Origin of the sequence: Leifsonia sp. NPDC102414 (genome assembly GCF_044765685.1) — a bacterium.
Taxonomy (GTDB): domain Bacteria; phylum Actinomycetota; class Actinomycetes; order Actinomycetales; family Microbacteriaceae; genus Leifsonia.
This window is the reverse complement of the sequence record NZ_JBIWKN010000002.1, coordinates 855,182-881,178: the sequence shown is the minus strand read 5'-3', so window position 1 is coordinate 881,178 and position 25,997 is coordinate 855,182. Positions and strand designations below refer to the sequence as shown.

25 protein-coding genes are annotated in these 25,997 nt (G+C 68.3%); 11 read left to right on the top strand and 14 right to left on the bottom strand.

Features of this window, described 5'->3' with window-relative positions; genetic code table 11:
* Nucleotides 1-509: 509 nt before the first annotated feature.
* Genes ccsB through ACIRCZ_RS12710 form a run of 5 tightly spaced genes read right to left on the bottom strand, consistent with a single transcriptional unit; the run spans nt 510 to nt 5,328 of the window.
* The gene (gene ccsB, locus ACIRCZ_RS12730; RefSeq protein ID WP_235500520.1) at nt 510-1,580 is read right to left on the bottom strand and encodes a c-type cytochrome biogenesis protein CcsB; all 1,071 of its coding nucleotides are present in this window, start codon (nt 1,578-1,580) and stop codon (nt 510-512) included.
* A 9-nt stretch (nt 1,581-1,589) separates the two neighbouring features.
* Nucleotides 1,590-3,215: a cytochrome c biogenesis protein ResB gene (locus ACIRCZ_RS12725; RefSeq protein ID WP_402853580.1), complete on the bottom strand. Its 1,626-nt coding sequence runs from the start codon at nt 3,213-3,215 to the stop codon at nt 1,590-1,592.
* On the bottom strand, nt 3,199-3,939 hold the full coding sequence (locus tag ACIRCZ_RS12720) for a cytochrome c biogenesis CcdA family protein (protein WP_402853577.1): 741 nt from the start codon (nt 3,937-3,939) through the stop codon (nt 3,199-3,201). Before ACIRCZ_RS12720 ends, ACIRCZ_RS12725 begins: the two co-directional genes overlap by 17 nt.
* Nucleotide 3,940: 1 nt before the next feature.
* Nucleotides 3,941-4,549: a TlpA disulfide reductase family protein gene (locus ACIRCZ_RS12715; RefSeq protein WP_055896641.1), complete on the bottom strand. Its 609-nt coding sequence runs from the start codon at nt 4,547-4,549 to the stop codon at nt 3,941-3,943.
* Nucleotides 4,546-5,328, bottom strand: a complete 783-nt coding sequence (locus ACIRCZ_RS12710) for a histidine phosphatase family protein (RefSeq protein ID WP_402853573.1) — start codon at nt 5,326-5,328, stop codon at nt 4,546-4,548. Before ACIRCZ_RS12710 ends, ACIRCZ_RS12715 begins: the two co-directional genes overlap by 4 nt.
* Before the next feature lie 121 nt (nt 5,329-5,449).
* Here ACIRCZ_RS12710 and aspS point away from each other — a divergent pair, with 121 nt between their 5' ends.
* Nucleotides 5,450-6,763 carry an aspartate--tRNA(Asn) ligase gene (gene aspS / locus ACIRCZ_RS12705; protein ID WP_402853639.1) on the top strand — a complete coding sequence of 438 codons (1,314 nt, stop codon included), beginning with the start codon at nt 5,450-5,452 and terminating at the stop codon, nt 6,761-6,763.
* Here the strand turns inward: aspS and ACIRCZ_RS12700 are convergent.
* Entirely contained in the window at nt 6,693-7,445 is a 753-nt protein-coding gene (locus tag ACIRCZ_RS12700) for a RadC family protein (RefSeq protein WP_162255981.1), read from the bottom strand. The genes aspS and ACIRCZ_RS12700 overlap by 71 nt on opposite strands.
* 195 nt (nt 7,446-7,640) lie before the next feature.
* On the opposite strand from ACIRCZ_RS12700, the gene ACIRCZ_RS12695 reads away from it, so the two are divergent.
* A complete protein-coding gene (locus tag ACIRCZ_RS12695) occupies nt 7,641-8,828 on the top strand; it encodes an acetyl-CoA C-acetyltransferase (RefSeq protein ID WP_402853568.1) in 1,188 nt (395 codons plus the stop codon).
* 21 nt (nt 8,829-8,849) lie between these two features.
* On the opposite strand, the gene ACIRCZ_RS12690 is transcribed toward ACIRCZ_RS12695, so the two are convergent.
* Genes ACIRCZ_RS12690 through ACIRCZ_RS12680 form a run of 3 tightly spaced genes read right to left on the bottom strand, consistent with a single transcriptional unit; the run spans nt 8,850 to nt 12,478 of the window.
* Nucleotides 8,850-9,980: a bifunctional 2-methylcitrate synthase/citrate synthase gene (locus ACIRCZ_RS12690; RefSeq protein ID WP_402853565.1), complete on the bottom strand. Its 1,131-nt coding sequence runs from the start codon at nt 9,978-9,980 to the stop codon at nt 8,850-8,852.
* Between the two features lie 33 nt (nt 9,981-10,013).
* Entirely contained in the window at nt 10,014-10,913 is a 900-nt protein-coding gene (gene prpB, locus ACIRCZ_RS12685) for a methylisocitrate lyase (RefSeq protein ID WP_402853562.1), read from the bottom strand.
* Complete coding sequence (locus ACIRCZ_RS12680) at nt 10,913-12,478, bottom strand: MmgE/PrpD family protein (RefSeq protein ID WP_402853559.1); 1,566 nt, start codon at nt 12,476-12,478, stop codon at nt 10,913-10,915. Before ACIRCZ_RS12680 ends, prpB begins: the two co-directional genes overlap by 1 nt.
* A gap of 50 nt (nt 12,479-12,528) precedes the next feature.
* On the opposite strand from ACIRCZ_RS12680, the gene ACIRCZ_RS12675 reads away from it, so the two are divergent.
* Nucleotides 12,529-13,167 (top strand): LysE family translocator, encoded by a 639-nt coding sequence (locus tag ACIRCZ_RS12675; RefSeq protein ID WP_402853556.1) that lies wholly within the window; start codon nt 12,529-12,531, stop codon nt 13,165-13,167.
* A 79-nt stretch (nt 13,168-13,246) separates the two neighbouring features.
* Here ACIRCZ_RS12675 and ACIRCZ_RS12670 read toward each other — a convergent pair whose 3' ends face one another.
* Both ACIRCZ_RS12670 and ACIRCZ_RS12665 read right to left on the bottom strand, forming a co-directional pair.
* Nucleotides 13,247-13,780, bottom strand: a complete 534-nt coding sequence (locus ACIRCZ_RS12670) for a YbhB/YbcL family Raf kinase inhibitor-like protein (protein WP_402853553.1) — start codon at nt 13,778-13,780, stop codon at nt 13,247-13,249.
* Between the two features lie 19 nt (nt 13,781-13,799).
* Complete coding sequence (locus ACIRCZ_RS12665) at nt 13,800-14,594, bottom strand: polyprenol monophosphomannose synthase (protein ID WP_402853550.1); 795 nt, start codon at nt 14,592-14,594, stop codon at nt 13,800-13,802.
* A 93-nt stretch (nt 14,595-14,687) separates the two neighbouring features.
* Here ACIRCZ_RS12665 and ACIRCZ_RS12660 point away from each other — a divergent pair, with 93 nt between their 5' ends.
* Together ACIRCZ_RS12660 and ACIRCZ_RS12655 are read left to right on the top strand one after the other, a co-directional pair.
* Complete coding sequence (locus ACIRCZ_RS12660) at nt 14,688-15,593, top strand: rhodanese-related sulfurtransferase (RefSeq protein ID WP_402853547.1); 906 nt, start codon at nt 14,688-14,690, stop codon at nt 15,591-15,593.
* Nucleotides 15,594-15,729: 136 nt separating this feature from the next.
* On the top strand, nt 15,730-17,310 hold the full coding sequence (locus ACIRCZ_RS12655) for a Na+/H+ antiporter (RefSeq protein WP_402853544.1): 1,581 nt from the start codon (nt 15,730-15,732) through the stop codon (nt 17,308-17,310).
* Here ACIRCZ_RS12655 and ACIRCZ_RS12650 read toward each other — a convergent pair.
* Nucleotides 17,303-18,838, bottom strand: coding sequence for an LssY C-terminal domain-containing protein (locus ACIRCZ_RS12650; RefSeq protein WP_402853542.1), 1,536 nt, complete (start codon nt 18,836-18,838; stop codon nt 17,303-17,305). The genes ACIRCZ_RS12655 and ACIRCZ_RS12650 overlap by 8 nt on opposite strands.
* Nucleotides 18,839-19,037: 199 nt before the next feature.
* On the opposite strand from ACIRCZ_RS12650, the gene ACIRCZ_RS12645 reads away from it, so the two are divergent.
* The 3 genes from ACIRCZ_RS12645 to ACIRCZ_RS12635 are packed head-to-tail and all read left to right on the top strand — an operon-like array spanning nt 19,038 to nt 21,307.
* Nucleotides 19,038-19,814: an isocitrate lyase/phosphoenolpyruvate mutase family protein gene (locus ACIRCZ_RS12645; protein ID WP_402853539.1), complete on the top strand. Its 777-nt coding sequence runs from the start codon at nt 19,038-19,040 to the stop codon at nt 19,812-19,814.
* A 53-nt stretch (nt 19,815-19,867) separates the two neighbouring features.
* A complete protein-coding gene (locus ACIRCZ_RS12640; RefSeq protein WP_402853536.1) occupies nt 19,868-20,890 on the top strand; it encodes an MDR family oxidoreductase in 1,023 nt (340 codons plus the stop codon).
* A 36-nt stretch (nt 20,891-20,926) separates the two neighbouring features.
* Nucleotides 20,927-21,307, top strand: a complete 381-nt coding sequence (locus ACIRCZ_RS12635) for a DUF1304 domain-containing protein (RefSeq protein WP_055896675.1) — start codon at nt 20,927-20,929, stop codon at nt 21,305-21,307.
* 31 nt (nt 21,308-21,338) lie between these two features.
* On the opposite strand, the gene ACIRCZ_RS12630 is transcribed toward ACIRCZ_RS12635, so the two are convergent.
* Nucleotides 21,339-22,559, bottom strand: coding sequence for an FAD-dependent oxidoreductase (locus ACIRCZ_RS12630; protein WP_402853533.1), 1,221 nt, complete (start codon nt 22,557-22,559; stop codon nt 21,339-21,341).
* Nucleotides 22,560-22,583: 24 nt separating this feature from the next.
* Here ACIRCZ_RS12630 and ACIRCZ_RS12625 point away from each other — a divergent pair, with 24 nt between their 5' ends.
* A complete protein-coding gene (locus ACIRCZ_RS12625) occupies nt 22,584-22,964 on the top strand; it encodes a DUF1304 domain-containing protein (RefSeq protein ID WP_055898777.1) in 381 nt (126 codons plus the stop codon).
* A gap of 23 nt (nt 22,965-22,987) precedes the next feature.
* Here ACIRCZ_RS12625 and ACIRCZ_RS12620 read toward each other — a convergent pair whose 3' ends face one another.
* Entirely contained in the window at nt 22,988-23,374 is a 387-nt protein-coding gene (locus tag ACIRCZ_RS12620; protein ID WP_055896678.1) for a hypothetical protein, read from the bottom strand.
* A gap of 122 nt (nt 23,375-23,496) precedes the next feature.
* Between ACIRCZ_RS12620 and ACIRCZ_RS12615 the strand changes: the two genes are divergently transcribed.
* Nucleotides 23,497-24,678 (top strand): ROK family transcriptional regulator, encoded by a 1,182-nt coding sequence (locus tag ACIRCZ_RS12615; RefSeq protein ID WP_055896680.1) that lies wholly within the window; start codon nt 23,497-23,499, stop codon nt 24,676-24,678.
* Nucleotides 24,679-24,826: 148 nt separating this feature from the next.
* Nucleotides 24,827-25,939, top strand: a complete 1,113-nt coding sequence (locus ACIRCZ_RS12610) for a sugar ABC transporter substrate-binding protein (protein ID WP_055896683.1) — start codon at nt 24,827-24,829, stop codon at nt 25,937-25,939.
* Nucleotides 25,940-25,997 lie beyond the last annotated feature (58 nt).

The following is a 25,997-nucleotide window of genomic DNA, read 5'->3' as shown; positions in this document are numbered from 1 at the left end:
TTGGCATTTGACATTGTGCACGCTGTTGAGTTCTCAAGGATCGGACGCTCCCACCATCCCGCATCACACGGTCAAAATGGGGCAACCTGTCAACCTTACCACTTTCAATCTGAATGTCAACTCGGCCGATTCGCGATCCTCAGTGCATCATGACGATGCGACCGAACACGCGAGCCGAGCAACAAAACCAGCTCGAAGAGTGAGGGGTTACCATCCTAAGCCGAATGGGCACGCTTGAACAAGTTCAAGTTACCGATAAGTTTAGGAGTTGGTCCCGCTTGAGGCCGGGGAGCAGTTCCGCTCTCCCGCACCTTTGGGGTGACAAGTAAGTACTTTACGGACGTCTCGGTGACGTCGCAAATCGCGCCTGCATCTCGGGCGTGTCGCTCGTTCGGCAGCGCGCGTGGCCTCCCTCGGAGACGCAGAACACCCCGCGAGCCGGACCGTCGCGCGGGGCGGACGGTCGGATCAGCGGGGTGTTCGCAGATGGTGCAGAGGCGCGAAGCGGCCTAGAGACCGGAGTATGCGTGGAGTCCCTTGAAGAAGACGTTGACGATGCCGAAGTTGAAGAGAACGGCGGCGAAGCCGATGATCGCGAGCCACGCAGAACGCGAGCCGCGCCATCCGCGGGTCGCTCGGGCGTGGATGTAGCCGGCGTAGATCACCCAGATGATGAACGTCCAGACTTCCTTGGTGTCCCAGCCCCAGTACCGGCCCCAGGCCTTCTCGGCCCAGATCGCTCCGGCGATCAGCGTGAACGTCCAGGCGATGAAGCCGACGATGTTCACCCGGTATGCGAGGTTCTCCAGAGCTGTCGACGTGGGAAGGGTCGCCAGGAACTTGAACTGCTGCGGTTGGGACTCTGCAACCTGCCGCTCGCGCCTGACCTGCAACAGCTGCAGGCCGGACAGGGCGAAGCCGAGGGCGAAAAACGCTGTGCCGAGCACGGCGACGATGATGTGGATGACCAGCCAGTACGACTGGAGCGCCGGCTGCAACGGCACGACGGGAACGTAGTACCGCAGCAGCGCGATCCCCTGCAGGACGAGCACCAGACCCATCACGAAGGTGCCGAGGTACTTGATGTCCCACTTGAGGTTGACCGCGAGGAAGACCCCGACGATGACGAGGGTCCCCGTCATCGAGAACTCCCACATGTTGGCCCACGGCACCCTGTCGGCCGCGATGCCGCGGAGGACGGTCGCCACGAGGTGGAAAGCGAATCCGATGATGGTGAGCACGAATGCCCAGCGGATCGACGCAGACGAGTCGGAGCCGTAGAGCAGGTCGTCCTCGACCCTGTCGCTGATCCTCGCCGAGATCCTGCCGAGGGTGGAGGTTCCTCCTCGTCCGCCTGATCCGCCCGATCCCTCAGCCGTGATCGTCGCGGTCGTCGACCTGGCTGGAGCAGCGGCCTGCGTTCGACGTGCGACCGCACTCGGGACGGTGGAGGCCTCGACGGCCGTCGCCCGCGCGCCTCTTCGCGACAAATCGAGGGCGAACGCGATGAACGCCGCCGCATACATTCCCATGGCCGCGTAGATGAACACGGTCGATAGCTGAGCGAGGGTTTCGGTCACGATGCAAGCCTAAGTGTTTCGGGGGCGGGTGAGGGCGTCGGCGTGATCGTCGGCGATGGACTGCACGGCGGCGGCGAGGTTCGGGTCCTCGCCTCGTGCGAGGCCGGCGTACTCGAGGGTGAGCGAGCCGTCCTCGTTCTCGATGGCTTTCACCCAGAGCCTACGCCGCGGCACGAAGAGCGCCACAAGCAGGCCGGCGAAGATCAGCACCGCGAAGGTCAGGACCCAGCCCTGTGCCGGGTCGTGGTGCACGTCGAGAGATGCGTAGCGCTTCACACCGTCGAGGCTGACGGTGCCGAGACCGTTCGGGAGCTCCACCGTCTCGCCAGGACGGAGCTGCAGCGCCTTGGTCTTGGTCGGCGGCCCGGCGAGCTGCTTGAGCGTGTCGGTGTTGAGGCTGTAGACCGACTGCGGAACGCCGCTGTCGACCCCGAGGTCACCGACATAGACGTTGAGGCTGAGCAGCGGGTCGTTCAAGCCGGGGAAGGTAGAGGTGAGTGCGCCCTTCGCCGTCGAGCTGTCTCCGACGGTCGGGTAGAAGAAGCCGATCATCCCGACCTGCTGCTTCAGGCCGTCCGGGACCTTCACGAAGCCGAGCGACGTGAGCCGCGCATCCTGAGGGAGGAACGGGATGGTGTCGGTGAAGGCGACCTTGCCGTCGGGGTCGCGCACGGTGATGGTCGGCGCATAGCCGTTGCCGAGGAGATAGACGTTCGTGCCCCCGATGGCGAGAGGTTCGTTGACCTTGATCGTGGTCGAGCTGGAGGTGTCGCCTGGGCCAGTGGTCGTGACGTGGGCCGTGTAGTCGAGCGGCTGGCCGATGGCGTTGTCGTTCTTGGTCTCGTACGCGACGTCGAGCTTGTCGACCTTGATCGAGAACGGCTGCAGCGTGGAGTCGCTGAAGAACCGGCCCGGGTTGAACGAGTTGTACGACGGCAGGCTGTTCACGAAGCTCTGACCCTCGACGACGACCTTCTGGCCTGTGAAGCCGAACCCGCCGCCGAGGCCGATCGCGAGGAGCACGCCGACGAGCGCCGTGTGGAAGACGAGGTTGCCTGTCTCGCGGAGGTAGCCGCGCTCGGCCGAGACCGACGTGGAGCGTGCATCCTGATAGACGGCGACGCGATAGCCGGACTTCTTGAGGAGGTCGCGCGCAGCGGCGATCGGCTCAGGACCGTTCTCGCGCAGGTCGACCGGAAGCGTTCGCGCCTGGAAGCCCGCCATCCTGGTGAGACGCACCGGCGTCTTCGGCGGCTTGGCCCGCAGTGCGTCGAAGTGGTGCTTGGTGCGCGGGATGATGCAGCCGATGAGGGATGCGAAGAGCAGGAGGTAGATCGCGGAGAACCACACTGACGTATAGACGTCGAACGCCTGGATCTTGTCGAGGAACGGCGCGATGTCCGGGTGGTCGGTGAAGTACTTGGTGACGCCGTTCGGGTCGGAGCTCCGCTGCGGGACGAGCGAACCAGGTACGGCGGCGATGGCGAGCAGCAGCAGGAGGAACAGCGCTGTGCGCATGCTCGTGAGCTGTCGCCAGAACCACCGCAGCCAGCCGACGAAACCGAGCTTGGGCTGCTCGATCTCAGGCTGGTGCCGCGGAGGCGCCGAATCGATGTGGTCAGAGGGCCGGCTCAAAACCTTGTATCACCGCCAGGAATTGGGACATGAGCTGGCTCCAGATGCCGGAGGCCATGAGGATGCCGATGATGACGAGCAGAACGCCGCCGATGATGTTGATGACACGGATGTGCCGCTTGAGGAAGGCGACGGACCCGGCGACCCAGTCGAAGCCGAGGGCGACGACAAGGAACGGGATGCCGAGGCCGATGCAGTAGAAGAGGCCGAGCAGGGCGCCGCGCCACGGCGACCCGCTTCCGACGCTGAGAGCGCTGATCGCGGCGAGGGTCGGGCCGATGCACGGCGTCCAGCCGAGGCCGAAGACGATGCCGAGCAGCGGCGCGCCGATGAGGCCGGTCGCAGGACGCCAGGTGGGCTTGATGGTGCGCTGCAGGAACGAGAACTGGCCGATGAAGACGAGGCCCATCGCAATGACGAGGACGCCCAGGATGCGGATGACGACCTCCTGCCACCGGACGAGCCACAGTCCCAGAGCGCCGAACGCCGCTCCGTACGCGATGAACACGATGGCGAAGCCGAGGATGAAGAGGGAGACGCCGGTGAGCAGGCGCGAGCGGTCGCGCTTGGCGCCCAGGTCGGTGAATCCGCCGACGTATGCGAGGTAGCCCGGCACGAGCGGCAGCACGCACGGCGACGCGAACGAGACGAGACCGGCGAGGACGGCGACCGGCAGCGCGAAAAGCAGCTGGCCGCTGAAGACGATCTCTCCGACTCCGCCCACGTCAGTGTGTCTCGGCGACGGCGTCGGAGATGAGCGAGTTCAGCGTGCTGGCGTCGGGAAGGGCACCGAGGATGCGCGCGGCGACCCTGCCCTTCTTGTCGATGACGAGCGTGGTCGGCGTCGCCTTCGGCGGAACGGTCTTGCTGAAGGCGAGCAGCACGGAGCCGGTGTCGCGATCGAGGACGGACGGGTATGTGACGCCCTTGTCCTTCTCGAAGCTCGCTGCGGTGCTCTCGGTGTCGTAGAGGTTCACCCCGAGGAAGTCGACGCCCTTGCCCTTGTACTTCTGGTACAGCGACTCGAGGAACGGAGCCTCGACCCGGCACGGCGGGCATCCCGCGTACCAGAAGTTGACGACGAGCACGTCTCCCGCGTAGTCCTTCGAGGAGACAGGGGTGCCGTCTGCGAGCGTGCCGCTGAAGTCGACCGCCGCCCCGCGGTTGTCCGCCGCGAACTCGCTGACGGTGCCGTCGCCAGCGATGTAGTTCTGGCCTGTACCGGCGCGGTACTGCTCGGCGAGGCCGTCGGAGGACGTGCATCCGCTGAGGACCAGAGCGGCGGACGCCGCGACGGCCGCGAGCGGGAGGAGGAAGCGGGAACGGCGGTTCACACGGCCCCCACATCGGTCGCGGTGGAATTCAGCTCGGCCGCCGGTTCGACGTAGCCGACCTCGATGATGCGCACGACGGGCGCTCCGTTCTCGGGGTGAGCAGATTCGGTGTGCGCCTGCTCGGGGTGCGCAGAATCAGGGTGCGCCCGCTCGGGATGTGCCTGCTCGGGATGCGCCTGCTCGGCTCGGGGAGACGCGGCGGGCTGTTCCTCCGGCTCCACGATGGTCCGCTCGAACGTTGTGATGCTCGACAGGGCGCAGCGCCGCTTGCGCGGGTCGTGCCAGAAGCGCTCGCCGGCGACGGACAGATGCGTGACCCAGATCGGAAGCTGATGACTGACCAGGACCACATCGCCGGACTCGACGGAGTCGAACGCGTCGTCGATGGCCGCGAGCATCCGCTTCTCGATGCGCGAATACGCTTCGCCCCAGCTCGGCCGGGCCGGGTTGATGAGGAACGGCCAGTTGACGGGCTTCTTCAGCGCCCTGGACATGACGGTGCCCTCGAAGTGATTGGTCGGCTCGATGATGCGGTCTTCGATCCGTGCATCCAGGTCGAACGCCGATGCGATCGGCGCCGCCGATTCGCGCGTGCGCTGGAGAGGGGACGCCAGAAGCGCGGAGATCGGGCGTTCGCGCCCGATCAGTTCGTCCGCTGCCGCAGCGGCCATTCTGTGACCGAGTTTGGAGAGGCCGAAGCCCGGCAGCCTGCCGTACAGGATGCCGTCGGGGTTGAACACCTCTCCGTGACGGACGAGGTGAACCTGGCTTGCTACCACGCGACCAGTCTACGGAGGCGTTTCCCTTGAATTCACTGAGCGCTGGCACGGGAGGCCCCTGGACGGGCCGCCCGGCCTGTAGTGGCGGACGGTAGGCTTGTGGCTCGTGACCGCACGAGTATTGATCAAGGACCTGGCCGCTTCCCCCGACGGCCCCGTGAGCGTAGCCGGCTGGGTGGAGACGGTACGCGACCAGAAGAAGGTGCAGTTCGTCGTCCTCCGCGACGAGAGCGGCGCCGTTCAGCTCGTGAATCCGCGCAACGTCGACGCAGACGGCGCGGTGATCGCCGACGAGCCGGCCACCACCATCTCCGGACTCTCCCAGGGCACCTTCGTGCGCGCCACCGGCGAGCTCAAGCACGACGAGCGGGTGAAGCTCGGCGGCATCGAGATCAAGCTGTCGACCCTCGAGGTGGAGACGTCGGCGGTCCCCGAGACGCCGATCGCGGCGGACAGCGGCATCGACAAGCGCATGGACTGGCGCTTCCTCGACCTGCGCGAGCCGAAGAACAACCTGATCTTCCGCATCCAGACCACCTTCGAGCACGCGCTGCGTCAGTACTGGATCGACAACGACTTCGTCGAGATCCACACCCCGAAGCTGATGGCCAGCCCGAGCGAATCGCGCGCCGAGCTCTTCGAGGTCGAGTACTTTGACACCACGGCATACCTGTCGCAGAGCCCCCAGTTCTTCAAGCAGATGGCGCAGTCGGCCGGATTCGGCAAGGTCTTCGAGATCGGCCCTGCGTTCCGCGCAGACCCCAGCTTCACCAGCCGTCACGCCACCGAGTTCACCAGCGTGGACGCGGAGGTGAGCTGGATCGACAGCCACGAAGACGTGATGCAGCTGCACGAGAACCTCATCGTCGCCGGCTTCACCGCCGTGAAGGAGAAGCACGGCGAGCAGATCAAAGAGCTGTTCGACGTGGAGGTGACGGTTCCCACCACGCCGTTCCCGCGCATCCCGTTGGCCGAGGCGAAGCGGATCGTTGCCGAGCGCGGCTACGAGGTGCCGCGTCACGACGACGACATGGACCCGGAGGGCGAGCGCCAGATCTCGGCGTACGTGAAGGAGACGTACGGGCACGAGTTCGTGTTCCTGACGGACTACGCGTCGAGCATCCGGCCGTTCTACCACATGCGCCACGAGGGCGACGCGTCGCTCACCAACAGCTACGACCTCATCTTCAACGGTGTGGAGATCTCGACGGGCGCACAGCGCGAGCACCGCATCGAGGTGCTCGAGGAGCAGGCGCGCGACAAGGGCCTCGACCCGGAGGAGCTCGGCTTCTACCTCGACTTCTTCCGCTACGGCGTGCCGCCGCACGGCGGGTTCGGGATGGGCCTCGCTCGCGTGCTGATGCTCATGCTGCACCTGTCGAACCTGCGCGAGACGACCTACCTCTTCCGCGGCCCGACGCGCCTCCTGCCGTAGCGCCTGGCGCGGGCATGGCCATCCAGTGGTCGCCCGCGACCAGGATGTGCCCGAGGAAGCGCAGACCGATGGTGGCCGCCGCCTGATCGAGGCGGCGGGTGAGCATGAGGTCGGCGACGCTCGGCTCGAGCGTGCCGCCAGGGTGGTTGTGGGCGACGGCAAACGACCGGCCGCCTCTCGTGAGGACGGCCTGCAGGACATCTGCGGGCTGGACGGAGACGTCGTCGACTCCTCCATCGCGGACGAGCACGAGTTCGAGCGGGCGCGAGGCGCGATCCGCGACAACGACGACGAAGCGTTCGCCGTCTCTGTGCAGCAGTTCGGGGCGGACGAGGCGAGCGACGGCCTCGTGGTCGACCAGCCTGGTCCACGACGACGACGCTCCGGCGCGCCGCCAGATCTCTGTGATGGCCACGAGCCTGCCCGCCGTGGCCGGCCCGACCCCTGGCAGGTTCTCGAGCCGCGCGAAGTCCATCGTCGCGAGGCCGGGGAAACCTCCTGTGCGCCGGAGGATCGAACGGGAGAGCGCGAGCACGCTCCGGCCGGACTGGCCGGAGCCGAGCACCAGGGCGAGCACTTCGTCGTCGGTGAGGGACCCGACGCCGATGCGCCGCATCCGCTCGCGCGGTCTGTCGTGGTGGGGAACATTCGCTAGTGACTCCTCGTCTTCCTCGTCGGACATGAGCCAAAGGTAGAAGCGGGCAGAGACCCCCACGGGTCCCCTCCCGAATCTGTGGATAACCGAAGGATGTGGACAACGGCGAGACGTCGACCCGGCGCGCCGGTGTGACAATGGGAGAGAATCCGGCCACAAGCCGGACAGCGCCGCGGCCATGCCGCGGCAGAGAAGCCACACGAAGGCAACGAAGGAGTCGCCATGACCAGTCCGCAGGACGTCGTCATCCTGTCCGCCGCCCGCACTCCGCAGGGCAAGATCCTGGGGGCTCTCGCCACCCAGACCGCGGTGCAATTGGGCGCCGTCGCGCTGCGCAGGGCGCTGGACGAGTCCGGCGTCGGCGCGGATGCGGTGGACGCGGTGATCTTCGGACAGGTGCTGCAGGCGGGGGCCGGCCAGAACCCGGCGCGACAGACGGCCATCGCTGCCGGCATCGGCTGGAACGTGCCGGCGGTGACGATCAATAAGGTGTGCCTCTCCGGGCTGGCGGCGGTGATCGACGCGGCACGGCTGATCCGCGCGGGCGAGGCGACAGTGGTGGTCGCGGGTGGCCAGGAGTCGATGACGAACGCGCCGCACGTGCTCCCCGGTTCGCGGAAAGGCTGGACGTACGGCTCGATCGCTGCGCTCGACTCTGCCGCGCACGACGGGCTGACGGATGCGTTCGACGGGATCTCGATGGGCGCATCCACCGAGGGATACACCTCGAAGCTCGGACTCACGCGCGAGGCGCAGGATGTGTTCGCCGCGTCATCGCACCAGCGTGCCGGTGCGGCAGCCGCCTCCGGAGTGTTCGACGACGAGATCGCGCCGGTGAGCCTCCCGCAGCGGAAGGGCGATCCTGTCGTCGTGAGCGCGGACGAAGGGGTGCGACCGAACTCGACGGCGGAGACGCTGGCCGGGCTGCGCCCGAGCTTCGCGGAGGGAGGCACGCTCACGGCGGGCAACTCGTCGCCCCTGAGCGACGGCGCCGCGGCGCTGGTGCTGACCAGCCGCGAGAACGCGGAACGGCTCGGGCTGGAGTGGCTGGCGGTGGTCGGTGCGTCCGGTCAGGTGGCCGGGCCGGACAACTCGCTGCACTCTCAGCCGTCGAACGCCATCGCTGCCGCCCTCGGCCGCGCAGAGTGGTCGGTCGACGAGCTGGACTTCGTGGAGATCAACGAGGCGTTCGCCGCTGTCGCGCTGCAGTCGATGGCCGACCTGGGGCTGGATGCGGTGCGGGTGAACATCCACGGAGGCGCGATCGCGCTCGGACACCCGATCGGCGCATCCGGAGCCCGGCTGGCCGGGACGGCCGCGCACGAGTTGGCACGGCGCGGGAGCGGCAAGGCGGCGGTGGCCCTGTGCGGAGGCGGCGGGCAGGGCGAAGCGCTGCTGCTGTGGCGCTAGCGCGGCCCTGCCCGACGAAGGTCAGTCGTTCGGGAGGTGGCGCTCCTCCGCCCCGTTGTAGAGGGAGAGCGGGCGGATGAGGGAGTTGGACGCGTACTGCTCGAAGACGTGCGCCGTCCAGCCGGTGACGCGGGCCGCCGCGAAGAGAGGGGTGAACGTCGCCGTGTCGAAGCCCATCAGGTTGTATGCGGGGCCCGACGGGTAGTCGAGGTTGGGCTTGATGTTCTTGCGCTCGTTCATCGCAGCCTCGAGGGCGTTGTAGAGGTCGAGCATGTCCTTGCGGTCGTAGTGCTCCGCCAGCTTTTCCAGCGCGGCCTTCATGGTGGGCACGCGGGAGTCGCCGTTCTTGTACACGCGGTGCCCGAAGCCCATGATCTTGCGCTTGGCGGAGAGGGCGTCGTCCAGCCACTCCTCCGCGCGGCCGGCCACCTCGATCTCGTCGAAGGCGTGCATCACGGCCTCGTTCGCGCCGCCGTGCAGCGGGCCCTTGAGCGCGCCGATCGCACCGGTGACGGCCGAGTACACGTCCGACAGTGTGGATGCGATCACCCGCGCCGTGAACGTCGAGGCGTTGAACGAGTGCTCGGCGTACAGCACCAGCGAGACGCGGAACGCATCCACCACCACGTCGTCCGGGAGCTCGCCGAACGTCATCCAGAGGAAGTTGCTGGAATAGTCGAGGTCGTCGCGCGGCTCGACGGGCTCCAGGCCGCGGCGGCGGCGCTGGTCGTAGGCGACGATGGTCGGCAGCTGGGCCAGCAGGTACACGGCGCGCCCGAGGTTCAGGTCGGGGTCGAGGATGCCGTCCGTCTGCCCGAGCGTGTCGTCGAGGCTGCCGAGGTGGCTGACCGCCGTGCGCACCACATCCATCGGGTGCGCGGCCACCGGGATGTCGTCGATGGCGCGCTTGGTGCGCTCGTCGAGCGCTCTCATCGAGCGCTCAAGGGTCGCGAACGTGGCGAGCTCGTCGTCGGCGGGCAGTTCGCCGTGCCAGAGAAGGAAGGCGACCTCCTCGAACGAGCAGTTCGCGGCGAGCTCCTGCACCGGATATCCCCGGTAGAGCAGCGAATTCGTCTCGGGGTTGACGCTCGAAATTGCGGTGGTGTCGACCACCACACCGGCGAGGCCCTTGTGGATCTCGGGGTCGGTCATTGCTGCTCCTTCGCTGCTGCCGGTCGCGCGCTCTTAGCGCTTGACCTCGAAATTGAACACGGACGTGTCGAACGCGTTGTAGCCCTCGTAGTCAATCAGTTCGTAGAGGTCGGCGCGATGCTGCATTTCGCCGAGCTTGGGTTCGAGGCTGCCGGTGTCGAGCAGCTGGTCGAGGCCGCGCTCGGCGGCGCCCATCGCCAGGCGCAGCAGCGAGACCGGCCAGATGACGATGTTCACGCCGACGTCGCGGAGCTGGTCGACCGTGAACAGGTCGCTCTTTCCGAACTCGGTCATGTTCGCGAGCATCGGGACGTCGATCGCGTTGCGGACGGCCTCGAACTCACCGAGGTCGCGCATCGCCTCGGGGAAGATCGCATCGGCGCCCGCATCCACCAGGGCCTTCGCGCGGTCGATCGCCGCATCCAGGCCGTCGACCGCGCGGATGTCGGTGCGCGCCATGATGAGCAGGTTCGGGTCGCGGCGGGCGTCCGCTGCGGCCCGGATGCGCTTGAGCGCGGTGTTCTCGTCGACGACCTGCTTGCCGTCGAGGTGCCCGCAGCGCTTCGGGTTGACCTGATCCTCGATGTGCAGCCCCGCGACATCGGCGTCCTCCAAAGTCTGCACGGTGCGGGCGACGTTCATCGGTTCGCCGAAACCGGTGTCTGCGTCGACCAGCGCCGGCAGATCGGTCATGCGCGCGATCTGGGCCGAGCGGCCGGCGACCTCGGTCAGCGTGGTGAGGCCGATGTCTGGAAGGCCGAGATCGGCGCTGAGCACGGCGCCGGAGATGTAGACGCCCTCGAAGCCCTTGCGCTCGATCAGCCTGGCGCTCAGCGGGTTGAACGCGCCGGGCATCCTGACAAGCTCACCGGATGCGAGGCGGGCACGGAAGGCGGCGCGCTTCTCGTGCGCCGGGACGGAGGAGTACAGCATCAGAAGAGTCCCTTCGGGGTCGGAACGCTCGCGAGCAGGCCCGGCTTGGCGGTGATGGTGAGGCCGCCGAGCTCGGCGGCCGTCAGCGACGGAAGCCGCTCTGCGACATCGAGGAAACGGTCGATCTCGGCCGGTTCGAGGACGTCGGCGGCGAGCATCCGGAATTTGGCGACGTAGTCGGCGCGTGCGAACGGCCGCGCGCCGAGTGGATGCGCGTCTGCGACGGCGATCTCGTCGGTGATGACGCTGCCGTCCGCCATGCGGATCTCCACACGACCGCCGAACGCCTTCTCCGCCGGGTCGATGGAGTGGTACCTGCGGGTCCACTCCGGGTCTTCGGTCGTGGTCACCTTGCCCCACAGCTCGACGGTCTCCGGACGCTGGGCGCGCGACGGGAGGTAGGAGTCGACGTGGTGCCAGCCGCCGTCCTGCAGCGCGACCGTGAAGATGTACGGGATGGAGTGGTCGAGGGTCTCGCGCGAGGCCGTCGGGTCGTACTTCTGCGGGTCGTTCGCGCCGGAACCGATCACGAAGTGCGTGTGGTGCGACGTGTGGATGACGATGCTCTCCACCCGCGAAGGGTCGGCCGCCTCCGGGTGCTCACGGTGCAGCTTGCGGGCGAGGTCGATCCACGCCTGCGCCTGATACTCGGCCGAGTGCTCCTTGGTGTACGAGTCCAGGATGGCGCGCTTGGCCTCCCCCTGCTCGGGCAGCGGGACGTCGTATCGTGCATCCTTACCGTCGAGCAGCCAGGCGATCACGCCGTCCTCGCCCTCGTAGATCGGGGTGGGGCTGGTCTCGCCGCGCATCGCCCTGTCGATCGCCTCGACGGCCATCTTGCCGGCGAACGCGGGAGCGTGCGCCTTCCAGCTGGAGATCTCGCCCTTGCGCGACTGGCGGGTGGCCGTGGTGGTGTGCAGCGCCTGGCCGACGGCCTGGAAGATCACCTCCGGCGAGAGGCCGAGGAGAGTGCCGATGCCCGCGGCGGCGGACGGGCCGAGGTGCGCGACGTGGTCGATCTTGTGTGCGTGCAGGCTGATCGCCTTGGCGAGGTCGATCTGGATCTCGTAGCCTGTGGCGATGCCGCGGACCAGCTCGCGCCCTGACAGCCCGAACGCGCGCGCTGCGTGCTGGGCGACCGCGGTGATCGGCGGGATGTTGTCGCCCGGGTGCGAGTACTCGGCGGCGAGGAAGGTGTCGTGGTAGTCGAGCTCGCGCACGGCGACGCCGTTCGCCCACGCCGCCCACTCCGGGCTGACGCGGAGGGAGGCAGGCTCGCCGAAAACGGTCGCCCCGTCCTGCGTGTGGCCGCCGGTCAGTTCCTCCAGCTCCCGGACGGGCAGTGGATGCGCCAGTGCCTGCGACCGCGCGGACACCACCGGACGGCGGGTGAGCGACGCGGCGGCTACGGCTGCATTGTCGATCACGCGGTTGATCACCATCTCGGTGACCTCCGCTGAGACGTCGACGGGGTCGGCCGCGACCTCCGCGATCTTCCAGGCGAGCTGATCCTGACGGGCGAGATTCTCTTCGCTTCTGTGCACACGAACGTTGTGGAGCTTCACGTATCGAACCTACCTCCCCGGAGCGGGGGACGCGGCGCTACGCTGTGCGCATGGTTCCTGGACCCTCGCTGCTCGCGTTCTCGATCGCATCCATTGCCCTGATCGTCATTCCGGGGCCGAGCGTGCTGTTCGTCATCGGGCGGTCGCTGTCGCTCGGGCGCGCCGGCGGGCTGCTGAGCGTGCTCGGCAACGCGCTCGGGATGCTGCCGCTGGTGATCGCCGTGGCGCTCGGGGTCGGAGCGGTGGTGGCGCAATCGGTGGTGGTGTTCACGATCATCAAGTTCGCCGGCGCCGCTTACCTGGTCTACCTCGGCATCCAGGCGATCAGGCACCGCAGGCACACGGCCGTGACGCACGAGGCGACGCCGCCGGCACGGTCCCGGATGCGCATCCTGTCGGAAGGGTTCGTGGTGGGGCTGACCAACCCGAAGACGCTGGTGTTCTTCGTGGCGGTGCTCCCCCAGTTCGTCGACTACGGCGTGGGGAGCATCCCGCTGCAGATGTTCGAGCTCGGCGCGGTGTTCCTCGTGCTCGCGCTCGCGTGCGACAGCGTGTGGGCGCTGATCGCTGGGACCGCGCGCGCCTGGTTCGGGCGGTCGCCGAAGCGCGTCGAGCGGCTGGGCGCCGCCGGCGGCGTGATGATGATCGGGCTGGGCGGGGTGCTGGCACTGACGGGGAGCAAGCACTGAGGCTCGCGTCCGGCGCCGGATCGCGCGAAACGCGCGGTCGCGACGCGGCTGACCGCGCGCTTCGCACGACTCGTGCGGGCTAGATGTCGCCTGCGGTCGCGACGGGGGTGACGACGGCGCGGGCGAGCGAGTGGAAGTGCGCGTTGAAGCCGAGGACGGCGGGGGTCGACGCCGGGTCGAGGTCGAGGTGGTCGACGTCCAGGGCGTGCACGATCACGTTGTAGTGGTGGGTGCCGGTTCCGGGAGGCGGCCCAGCGCCGGTGAAGCTCTTCGAGCCCAGCTCGTTCGAGAGCATCGCAGCGCCCTGCGGCAGGTTCGCGCCGCCCTCCGCTCCCGCGTTCGCCTCGAGCGACGTGACGTCAGCGGGGATGTTGTACACGGCCCAGTGCCAGAAGCCGGAGCCGGTCGGCGCATCCGGATCGTGGATGGTGACGGCGAAACTCCTGGTCTCCGCGGGGAAGCCGGACCAGGACAGCTGCGGGGAGATGTCCCCTCCCCCTCCGCCGGCGCCCCACTGGGCCGCGGCCAACGGGGTGTCCTGGGCGACGTCGTCGCTGGTGACGGTGAATTGAGGAACAGCGCCGAAGCGCTCCAGAGGATCTACGACGGTCATGCGGACAACGCTACGCCCGTCAGCCCGCGTGCGACTTGACCGGCACGGGAACCGGGGTTCGGCGGAAGCGCTGCGGGAGGCCGGTGACGCCCCAGACGGTCACGCGCCACATGGCTTCGCGGACGATGCCGCCGCTCATCTTGGATGCGCCGTGCTCGCGCTCCACGAACGTGATCGGCACCTCGGCGATGCTCAGGCCTGCGCGGTACGCCCTGCGCAGCATGTCGATCTGGAAGCAGTAGCCCTGGCTCTCCACGTCGGCGAAGTGAATGCTGCGGAGAGCATCTGCGGTGAACGCGCGATAGCCGCCGGTGACGTCCTTGGCAGGAACACCGAGAGCGATGCGCGAGTACGCGCTGCCGCCGCGGGACAGGAAACGACGGCGGGCCGGCCAGTTCACGACACCGCCGCCAGGAACCCACCGGGAGCCGAGGACCACGTCGGCGCCGCGTGCCGGGGCGGAGGCGCTGGGGCTGCCTGTCGTGTCGCGCAGGGCTTCCAGCAGGCGGTGCAGCTGCTCCGGCTGGTGCGAGCCGTCCGCATCCATCTCGACGATGCGGTCGTACCCGGCGTCCAGCGCCCACCGCATCCCGTCGCGGTATGCGGCCCCGAGGCCCTCCTTGCCCGCCCTGTGCATCACGTGGATGCGCGGATCGGATGCGGCGAGCGCGTCGGCGAGCGCCCCCGTGCCGTCCGGGGAGTTGTCGTCGACGACGAGCACATCCACCTCGGGGGTGGCCGCGCGGACGCGTCCGACGATCGACTCGACGTTCTCTCGCTCGTCGTAGGTCGGGATGATGACCAGGGTGCTCACCCCACAAGCATCGCCGATGTTGGTGAATGAAAGGAAACCGATCGGCCGGGAGAACTGAGAGAGCGCACAGGCGGCGCGGCCTAGCATGGTGCGGTGCCCGTGCCGAAAGTCCTCCTCTACTACGTCTTCACGCCCCTCGCCGACCCCGACGCCGTGCGGCTGTGGCAGCGCGACCTCTGCGAGTCGCTCGGGCTGCGCGGGCGCATCCTGCTGTCGGGCGACGGGATGAACGGCACGCTCGGCGGGGAACTCGACGCGTTGAAGAAGTACCTGAGGAAGACCAAGGACTACCCGGCATTCAAGAACCTCGACGTGAAGTGGAGCGAGGGCACCGGCTTCGACGAGGACGGGCTGAGCCTCGACTTCCCTCGGCTGTCTGTGAAGGTGCGCGACGAGATCGTGAGCTTCGGAGCCCCTTCCGAGCTGGTGGTGGACGGATCGGGGGTGGTCGGCGGCGGAGAGCGTCTCGACCCTGCGTCGCTGCACGCGCTGATCGAGGCCAGGGACGACGTGGTGTTCTTCGACGGACGCAATCGCTTCGAGGCGGAGATCGGGCGCTTCAAAGACGCCGTGGTGCCGGATGTGTCGACCACGCGCGACTTCGTGGCGGAACTCGACAGCGGGAAGTACGACCACCTCAAGGACAAGCCGGTCGTGACCTATTGCACGGGCGGCGTGCGCTGCGAGGTGCTGTCCGGGCTGATGCGGTCCCGCGGGTTCGGCGAGGTGTACCAGCTCGACGGCGGCGTGGTGCGGTACGGGGAGACGTTCGGGGACGACGGGCTGTGGGAAGGGTCGCTCTACGTGTTCGATCAGCGGCAGTCGGTGCAGTTCAGTGACCACACGGCGGTGATCGGGCACTGCGTGGTGTGCGGCGACGCGACGGAGCGGATGCGGAACTGCGCGGATGCCTCGTGCAGGGAGCAGCTCGTGGTGTGCGAGGCGGAGGGTGCGGTGTACTGCGCGGTGCACGGCGAGGGTGCGGCTTCGGCGGTGTGACGGCGAGGGGTGCGACGGCGGGTTGATGCGGGTTCTGCCCTGGCCGATCCCTCCACTTCGCTCCTAGCGGACGAGTTCTCCACAGCCTTCCGGGAACCATTGCCGCCCCGCGCGCGTTGCGGCCATCATGAACAGCATGGATCCGGTGGCAACAATCGTCTGGATCGTGTCGTTCGTTCTCGTCACGGTCACGGTCACGGGTCTGTCGCGCCGTGTCGGCTGGTCGGCGCCGGTGGTGCTGGTGGTCGTCGGGGCTGTGGTGTCGTTCATCCCCGGCGTTCCGCACATCGAACTGGAACCGGAGCTCGTGCTGTACGGGCTGCTGCCGCCGCTGCTGTTCGCCGCGTCCATCCAGACGTCCTTCGTGGATGTGCGTGCCAGGCGAGACGGCATCCTGCTGCTCTCGGTGGGGCTGGTGGTGTTCACGGTGATCGTGGTCGGGTTCGCCACCTGGTGGGTCGTGCCATCGCTCACGCTCGCGGCGGCATTCGCGTTCGGGGCGGTGGTGGCGCCGACGGACACGGTGGCAGTGACGGCGATCGCCGGGCGGCTGCACCTCCCCAGACGTCTCGTCACTGTGCTCGAGGGCGAGAGCCTGCTCAACGACGCCACCGCACTCGTGGCGCTGAACGCGACCATCGCCGCGATCGTGAGCGTCGTGAATCCGTGGGCCATCGCGGGCGACTTCGTGCTCGCGGTGGTGGTGGGCGTCGCGGTCGGGCTCGGGGTGGGCTGGGTGCTGGCCATCATCCGCAAGCAGCTCCGCGCGCCGGTGCTGGACACGTCGCTCGGGCTCATCACCCCGTACCTCGCGTTCATCCCCGCGCAGTTCCTGCACGGGTCCGGCATCCTGGCTGTCGTGGTGTCCGGGCTGTACCTCGGCTACCGGTCGCCGACCATCCAGACGGCCGAGGCGCGGATCGCGGAGTCGATCAACTGGCGCACGATCCAGTTCCTGCTGGAGAACGCGGTGTTCCTGTTCATCGGGCTGGAACTGTCCGGCATCCTCGCTGGAGCGTTCAAGTCCGGGATCACCGTGGGGCAGACGGTGGTCATCAGCGTGGTCGTGCTGCTCGCGATCTCGCTCGCGCGGTTCGTCTGGATGGTGCTCACGACGGCGCTGTACCGCTACGGGCCCCAGCGTCTCAGGGAACGCGGCTGGAACTGGCCGACCGGGATCGCGGTGTCGTTCGCGGGCATCCGCGGGGTGGTGACGCTCGCGGCCGTGTTCCTGCTGCCTGACGCGACACCGCACAAGGAGTTCCTGCAGTTCCTGGCGTTCGTGGTCGTGGTCGGCACGCTGCTGGAGGGGCTCGCGCTGCCCTGGGTGATCCGCCGGCTGAAGCTCCCGCCTCCCGACTTCGCGCAGGAGGCGAGCGAAATGCAGCGGCTCCTCGCCGAAGCCCAGACGGCCGGGCTGGAACACCTCGACTCGCAGGTGACGGGCGACGAAGACGAGCGAGTGGTGCAGCGCCTGCGGGTCAACGCGGTCTTCCTCGCCGACGCGCTCGAGAACCCGTCGCCGAAGGAGGACGAGGACGTTCCCGTCGAGTACCAGAAGCTGCGGCGCTCGATGATCAGGGCCGAGCGGCAGGCGGTGTTGGAGGCGCGGGCGGAAGGGCGGTATCAGGAGCTGGCGGTGCGTTCGGTGCTGGCGTTCCTGGATGCGGAGGAGTCTGCGCTGAAGTCGTCTGGACCGAAGAAGGGGCTTATGTAGGAGGGGCTGAGGTCGGTGGCGCCGATGCAGGAGGGGGCGACGACCGGCCTGGTGCTTCGGTGGCATCCGCTGCGACACTCTCGTCGTCGGTTGCGGCGCCGCCGGTGGTGGCGGCGGAGGTGGCGGTGGCGGGATCGGTTGCGCCGGTGGCAGCGGTTGCCGACGCGACCGCCGCGCGATCGCCCGGCCGGGTGCGCCGGCGCGGGCGGCGGGCCCAGAGACGGGAGCGCTGAGAGGACAGGGCGAGGACGACCAGGATGTCGAGAGGGAGACCGAGCAGATTGTTGTGGAGGGTGACCTGGGGGCCGCCGTTGAAGAAGTCGATGGCGGCCACGATGACGAGGAGGGAGCTGTAGGACATCGACGCGATGCGGGCCCAGTTGCTGCCGCGGAAGACCAGGACCGCAAGGAGCAGGTAGAACAGCAGGCCGATGGCGAACAGGATCATCACCACCGCAAGAGCCACCTGCACGATCGACTTCTCGGCAGGGGTGAGGGCGATGGTGGGGTCATCCACCTGCGCCTGGACGAAAGCCCGCCAGTCGATCACGGTCAGCGCGACGAACACGGCGCCCGCCACAGTGCGCAGCAGCATGAGCAGGAAGCCGAGCGAGGTCGGCACGGGCCGCAGCTGAGCCCTGGCCGCGCGGCGCGCATCCGCCTGGTCGGCGACGGCGATCGCAGCCGCATCCACGGCCACCGGGCGAACGTCGATCACCGGCAGGTTTCCGTCTGTCTCGATGCTGTCGCCTCCGCCGTTGCGGGAGTGGTAGCCGGTGGAGAAGTCCTCGATGACGTCCACGTCCACGCCGATCCGCGCATCCATCAGGGTCGAGACGATGTGGTCGCGTTCGATGTCGGTGTTCGCGTCGATCTTGTGCGTGATCTGCAGCGTGAACAGGGAGAAGCCGACGGAGCGGTCGAACGTGCCGGCGGCCATCCAGTCCGCGTCGTGTCCTCCGGGCAGCAGCCACCCCTCCGGGCAGCGCCAGAACCGCACGTGGTGGCGTTTCGACGGGTTGCCGCGGACCTCCTGCTGGTACGCGACGTCCTGCTGGTGGCCGAACAGGAACAGCGGGCTCACGGGGGCCTCGTCGTAGCTGCGACGCAAGAGCGTGGATGCGATGATCCCCCAGCTCGTGCGCAGGGTCACCTCGTCGGCCCTGGTCCAGCCTGCCTCTGTCATCGCCCTGTCGAGCTGCGCCTCGGTGCCGAGCACGGCCAGGTTGATCGGGTCGCCGAGCAGGCCGTCGCTGGTGCGCGCCCTGCCGATGAAGTAGTCGGGCACGTAGATCGACGTGAGGATGCGGTGCAGGCGCGGAAGCACCAGATACGCGACCACCACCCAGAACAGCACGAAGAACGCGATGAGGAACCAGCCCCAGGAGAAGCTCTCGGTCAAAACGATCCACGCCAGCCAGACCGCCGCGGCGCCACCGAAGACGAAGAACAGGTTGTCGACGACGACATTGACCGATCGGCGACGGGCCGTCGTCGACCTGGTCTTGGTCACCGTCGTCTCGGCCATGCGCTCATCCTAGAACCGCCGCGCGAGGGCGTCAGGGGTAGACGCGACCGGAGTTGGGGCGTGGGTGGATGGTCGAGGTGGACGCTCCCGGGCGGGCGGCGGAAGCGGGCGGGGCGGCAGAAGCGGGCGGGGCGGCAGAGGCGGGAACGAACGATTGGGCGGGGTCGATTGCCGCGGGGGTCGGTCGTATGGTGACAGGGTGACTGAAATCGACGAGCGCGGCGCCGAACTGCGGCGGCTGCACGAAGCACCAGAGCTGTTGCAGGTCGTCAACGTGTGGGATGCGGTGAGCGCGCGCACGATCGCCGCGCTTCCCGAGACTCGCGCCCTTGCGACGGCGAGCCATTCGATCGCGGCGTCGCACGGGTACGAGGACGGTGAGCGGATCCCGCTCGAGTTGATGATCGCGGCCATCGGTCGCATCGTGGAGGCGACCGACCTGCCCGTCAGCGCCGACCTGGAAGGCGGGTACGGCGACCCTGGCAGCACGATTCGGCGGGCGATCGGGGTCGGGGCGGTCGGGGCGAACCTCGAAGACGCGCACCGGCCGTTCGACCAGGCGGTCGCCGCCGTGCGCGCGGCGGTCGCGGGGGCGGAAGCCGAGGGCGTGCCGTTCGCGCTGAATGCGCGCACGGACGTGTTCCTCGGAGAGGACCCGCGACCCATCGCAGAGAAGGCGCGGGAGGCGATCGAACGAGGACGGGCGTTCCTCGACGAAGGAGCCACCTGCGTCTTCGTGCCCGGGCTGCTGGACGCGACGGTGATCGAGCAGCTCGTCGGCGGGCTCGGGCCGCGGAAGCTGAGCGTGATCGGGGTGCCGGGGTCTGTCGCCCCCGGCCGGCTGCAGGAGCTGGAGGTGGCGCGCGTTTCGTACGGTCCGTGGACGCAGCGCCTCGCACTGACGGCGCTGCAGGATGCGGCGAGCGCGCTGTACGCGGGCGGGGTGCTTCCCGACGGGGTACGGGTGCTGAACTAGCGCACGAGGGCGAGCCGGGCAGGGCATCCGCGTGGCGGCGTATGGTGAAGCGCATGACTGACTTCCGGGCCATCGTGATCGAGCAGGAGACCGAGTCGGGGCGGATCGTCACGCACACCGCGGAGGTTCGGCGGGTGACGGATGCCTTTCTGATGGCGGGGGATGTGACGGTCGCCGTCGAGTACTCCGACCTCAACTTCAAGGATGCGCTCGCCATCGGCGGGCGGCCGGGGGTTGCGAGAACCACGCCCCTCATTCCGGGCATCGACCTGGTCGGGGTGGTCGAGGAGTCCACGGACGAACGGTGGCGGCCGGGAGACCGGGTGGTGCTGAACGGCGACGGCATCGGCGAGTCGCATCACGGCGGGCTGGCGGAGCGTGCGCGGGTGCGCGGAGATGCGCTGGTGCGGGTGCCCGACGTGCTGAGCAGCGAGCAGGCAGCCGCCATCGGGACGGCCGGATTCACCGCGATGCTGTCGGTGCTCGCGCTGGAACGGAACGGGCTCGACCCGCAGGCGGTCGCCGATGCAGGGTCGAGCGTGCTCGTGACAGGGGCCGCGGGCGGGGTCGGGTCTGTCGCCGTCGCGCTGCTGGCGAAACTGGGCTACCCGGTTACCGCATCCACCGGGCGGCCGGAGGAACAGGCAGAGTACCTGACCGATCTCGGGGCGAGCGCGATCATCGACAGGGCAGAGCTCAGCGACCCCGGCAAGCCTTTGCAGCGGCAGCGCTGGGCGGGGGTGGTGGATGCGGTCGGCAGCCACACGCTCGCCAACGCGCTCGCGCAGACGACCTACGGCGGCACGGTCACGGCCTGCGGGCTCGCCCAGGGCTCCGACCTGCCCGCCACAGTGATGCCGTTCATCCTGCGCGGCGTGACGCTCGTCGGCATCAACTCCGTCGAGGCGCCGATCGCGCTGCGGGAGACGGCCTGGCGGAGGCTGGCGACCGACCTCGACACCGAGGCGCTGGCGGCGATGACGGCGTTCATCCCGCTGGCAGAGACCATCGGCGCGGCAGAGGAGCTGCTGGCAGGGCGGCTGCACGGCCGGACCGTGGTGGATGTGCGCGCCTGACCAGGCCGGAACCAAGCCGCCCGTTATGCTGACCGCATGATCGTCCTCGCGACCGTGGTCGTCACCCTTGCGGCAGCACTGCACATCGCCATCTTCGTGATGGAGAGCGTGGGCTGGACGCGGCCGGCGGTGTGGAAGCGGTTCGGCGTCGCGTCGCAGGAGGCAGCGGACACCACTAGGCCGATGGCGTACAACCAGGGGTTCTACAACCTGTTCCTCGCCATCGGGGCCATCGTCGGGCTGATCCTCTACGGGGTCGGGATGCACGACGCAGGGCTCGCGCTCATCCTGTTCAGCACCGCGAGCATGTTCGCGGCGTCTGTCGTGCTCGTCACGACCGGGCGCGGCTACATCCGGCCGGCGCTCATCCAGGGCGTCCTTCCGCTGCTCGGGTTCATCCTGATGCTGCTGTCCTAGCCGCAGCGGACACGAACAGCAGCCGCAGCCGTCACCGCAGCTCCGGCGCCACGTGCTCCGGAAGGAAGCCGCGGCCGATCACCCGCGCGCTGACCCTGCGCGCGACGGGCATCGCCGCCGCGAGCAGCCCGCGCAACGGGGCGGGAAGCGGGTCCGACAGCCGCGCGGCCCCGCCCGGGCGTCCGATGAACTCGTGCGCAGACAGCTGCAGCCGCTGCATCCGCGCCACCGGAGGGAGGCGTCGCTCCTGCACGGCGGCGAGCACGCGCAGGTCCACCTGCCCGGAGCGGAGGGGCGCCGCGACGGCGTTCGCGGTCGCGACCGCATCCTGCACCGCGTAGTTCACACCGACCCCGAACGCGGGCGACATCGCGTGGGCGGCATCGCCGATCGCGAGGAACCCCGAGCGGAACCAGCGGTCGAGGCGGTTGATCTGCACGGAGAGCAGCTTGACGTCGTCCCAGGAGGCGATGGCGTCTGCCACGGGCGCGAGCACGGGCGCCACCTCGCCGAGCACCCGGTGGAAGTGCGGCAGCCCGGCCTGCTTCAGGGCGTCGAATCCACCCTTCTCGATGATCATGCCGGTCTGGAAGTACTCGCCCCTGTCGATCGTGATCACCATCGAGCGCTGGTCGATGTACGCGAGCGTGCTCGGCGGCACCACCGCGGGCTTGGGCACGCGGAACCAGAGCACGTCGATCGGTACGCCGAAGCGCCGAGGGCGCAGGCCTGCCGCATCCCGGAGGATCGAATCGCGGCCGTCCGCCGCCACGGTCAGGGAGGCTCGGAGCTCGACGTCTCCGTCAGGGCCGCGTGCGATCACGCCGCGCACCACGCCGCCCTCCTGGATGAGGCCGACCGCCTCTGTCTGCATCCGCAGCTGGAAGCCGGGCAGCGCAGCCGCCTCCTCCGCGAGGAAGTCGAGGAAGTCCCACTGCGGCGCCATGACCAGGAAGTCGTCCGGCGGGGGCAGCATCCCGAAGTCGATGGGATGCAGCCTGGTGCCGTTGATCACCGCATCCAGGGTGTGGATGGTCGTGTGCGGAAGGCCGAGGAATCGATCGCGCAGCCCGAGCTCGCCGAGGACGGTGATCGTGGACGGGTGGATGGTGTCGCCGCGGAAGTCGCGGAAGAAGTCGGCATGCTTCTCCAGCACCACCACGTCGAGCCCGGCCCTCGCGAGGATGAGGCCGAGCATCATGCCGGCTGGACCGCCTCCGGCGATCACACAGGAACTCTGGACGGCTTGCATAGTGCTCAGCGTATGCTCACTCGCATGGCCATCATCGGTTCCATACTGATCGCCGCGGCTGCCATCGTGCACCTGGTGTTCTTCGCGATGGAGAGCGTGCTCTGGTCGTCGCCAGGGGTGTGGCGCCGATTCGGCGTCGCGAACCAGCGGGATGCGGACACTGTGCGGGCGATGGCGTACAACCAGGGGTTCTACAACCTGTTCCTGGCCGGCGGCGCTGCGGTCGGTCTGGTGCTCTACTGGACGACGCTGCGCGAGGTGGGGTTCGGGATCGTGTTCTTCTGCGCGGTGTGCATGGTGCTGGCCGCCGTTGTCCTCGTCACGACAGGGCGCGCCTACGTGCGGGCCGCCCTCGTCCAGGGCGTGCTGCCGCTTGCCGGGCTGATTCTGCTCGTGATCGCGTAGCGAGGCCGCCGCACCGTGTGCGGCTAGAGCGTGGTCTCGCCGGGGGCGGGCGTGCCGGTGGCGTCGACCCGCAGCGCCTCGACGAGCTTCGTGGCGTGCGGGGTGGAGACGATGATGCGCGAGTACTCCTCGCCCTCGAGATCGATCACGACCGCCGCGCGCTGCTTGCCCTTGATGAGCAGGAAGTCCTTGCCGCCGTGGAACTTCCAGGTTCCGACGGAGAGCGTCAGCGGCACGGCCGCACCTGGCGCGCGGATGCCGCGAATCCAGATCCACGGGTCTTCCGTGATCGCCACCGACCGGATGCTCTCCCTCGGGACGACGAGGTCGTCGCGCTTGAGCGCAAGCACCCTCTCCGCCGGCGTGAGGTGGATCTCAAGTCGGTCGGGGTGAACGTGCATATCGGCCATGCTTCTATCCTGCCAGCGGGCACCGGATCGTGCGGGCGGAATCCTCACAAAGAGATAACCCTTCGGTCGGTGGTTTCCACACACCATCACCCCTCGTCCACGGGCCATGTATTCTGCTCATCGTGGCAACGCAGCGGCGGACACCGGGTTCGCAGACTTCACTTCGTGAAGCCAACCGGGCGCGGATCGTCGACGCCATCAAGAAGCACGGAGGGCTGACGCAGGTCGAGCTGGCCGGCGCGACCGGGCTCTCCCCCGCGACCGTGTCGAACATCGTCAAGGAACTGTCGACCTCCGGCGTCCTGCATACCGCCCAGAGCATCCGCAGCGGCCGCCGCGCCCAGCACGTCACTCTGGCGCACGCGCTCGGCCTGGTGGTCGGCGTGCACTTCTCCACCAGACACATGCGGATCGCACTCGCGGACGTGGCGCACACGGTCGTCGCGGAGAACCACATGCCGCTCGCCAAGGACCACCGCGCCGACAACGAGCTCGACAAGGTCTCCCTCCTGCTCACCGACATGCTCGAATCCGTGGATGCGGGCCGCGACGAGGTGCTCGCCGTCGGCATCGCGCTCCCCGCGCCCCTCGACAGGGCGAGCGGGACGATCGCGCGCAGCGGCATCATGCGTGGCTGGGACGGCGTTCAGGTGGCAGAGGTGATGGAGCGCAGGCTCAAGCGACCCGTCTTCATCGACAACGCCGCCAATCTCACCGCGCTCGCGGAGTCCAGGCTGGGCGCCGGCCGAGGCAAGCGCAACACGATCACGCTCGATCTCGGCGACGGGATCGGCGCCGGCCTCATTCTGAACGGGCAGGTGTACCGCGGGTTCAACGGCGTCGCGGGCGAGTTCGGGCACACGACGATCCGCGAGAACGGACCGCTCTGCCGGTGCGGCAACCGCGGCTGCTTGGAGGCCATCGCGGGCGGACCGGCGATCCTCGACGAGCTGCGCGACCACCTGGGCAGCCTCAAACTGGGCGATGTGGTCATCCAGGCGATGGCAGGGGATGCACGATGCATCCGGGCCATCGCCGACGCGGGCAAGCACATCGGCATCGCGACCGCCAACCTGTGCAACCTGGTCGATCCGGAACGGGTGATCGTCGGCGGCGAGCTGGCCAGAGCAGGCGAACTGCTGCTCGGCCCGATGCGGCACGCGGTGGAGCGTTCGATCATCGTGAACGAGGATCTGATGCCGGACATCGTGCAGGGTCAGCTCGGCACCCGCGCCGCAACTCTCGGGGCGGTTGCATATGCCGTCGACTGCGTGAACATCACCCCGACGGACGCGGCTGTCTGAACGCGCGCTCAGACACGCTCGCCCCCTCCCCCGAATGCGTGTCTATTCGTTATCGAATCCATTGGCTTCAACTCTTGACGACAAGTCACCCACCTGCAACACTCAACCCAGCCGCCAACGATGGCGGTCTCGAATCGGAGGTTTTTCAATGAAGATCGCCACCACGAGAGCGGTCATCGCGACGGCCGCGATCCTGCTCACAGCCGGAACACTCACGGCGTGTTCCAACGGGTCTGGCAGCTCCTCCAGCTCAACCGCGGGAGCCAGCACAGCCCAGATCGGCCTCCTCCTCCCCGACTCCGTCACCGCGAGGTACGAAGCGGCGGACAAGCCATTCTTCGAAGCGAAGATCAAGGACCTCTGCTCCGGCTGCAAGGTGCTCTACGCGAACGCCGACGGCGACGCGAGCAAGCAGCAGCAGCAGGCGGAGTCGATGCTGACCCAGGGCGTCAAGGTCCTCGTCCTCGACCCGTTCGACGGTGAGGCAGCAGCATCCATCGTCGGAGAGGCCAAGGCGAAGAACGTGCCCGTCATCTCCTACGACCGCCTGATCAACAGCCCGGACAGCAGCTACTACATCTCGTTCGACAACGAGAAGGTCGGGCAGCTGCAGGCCACCGCGCTGGTCGACAAGCTCAAGAAGGACGGCGTCGCATCGGGCGCAGGCATCCTGATGGTCAACGGCTCGCCTACCGACAACAACGCGACCCTCTTCAAGAAGGGCGCGCACAGCGTCATCGACTCCAGCGGCTACAAGGTGCTCGCCGAATACGACACACCAGGATGGGACCCTGCACAGGCCCAGAACTGGGTGTCAGGTCAGATCACGCAGTTCGGCAGCCAGATCAAGGGCGTCTACGCCGCCAATGACGGAACGGGCGGTGGCGCCATCGCCGCCCTCAAGGCCGCCAACGTGAGCCCGATCCCGCCGGTCACCGGTCAGGATGCAGAGCTCGCGGGCATCCAGCGCATCCTCGCCGGCGACCAGTACATGACGGTCTACAAGGCGATCCAGCCCGAGGCGGAGAAGGCGGCCCAGCTGGCCATCGACCTCGTCAACGGCAAGAAGCCGAAGGGTGACACCACGGTCAACACGGCGGGTGGCGCAGCCATCCAGTCGTTCCTGCTGACCCCGGTCGCCGTCACGACGGACAACATCGAGAGCACGGTCGTCAAGGACGAGTTCTACGGTTCCGACTCCGCCGCGAAGATCTGCACCGCCGACTACAAGGCAGCGTGCGACAAGTACGGCATCAAGTAACCTCCTGGGCCTGGCCGGGGGATGCGCACCTCGCATCCCCCGGCCAGGCCGATTCCGC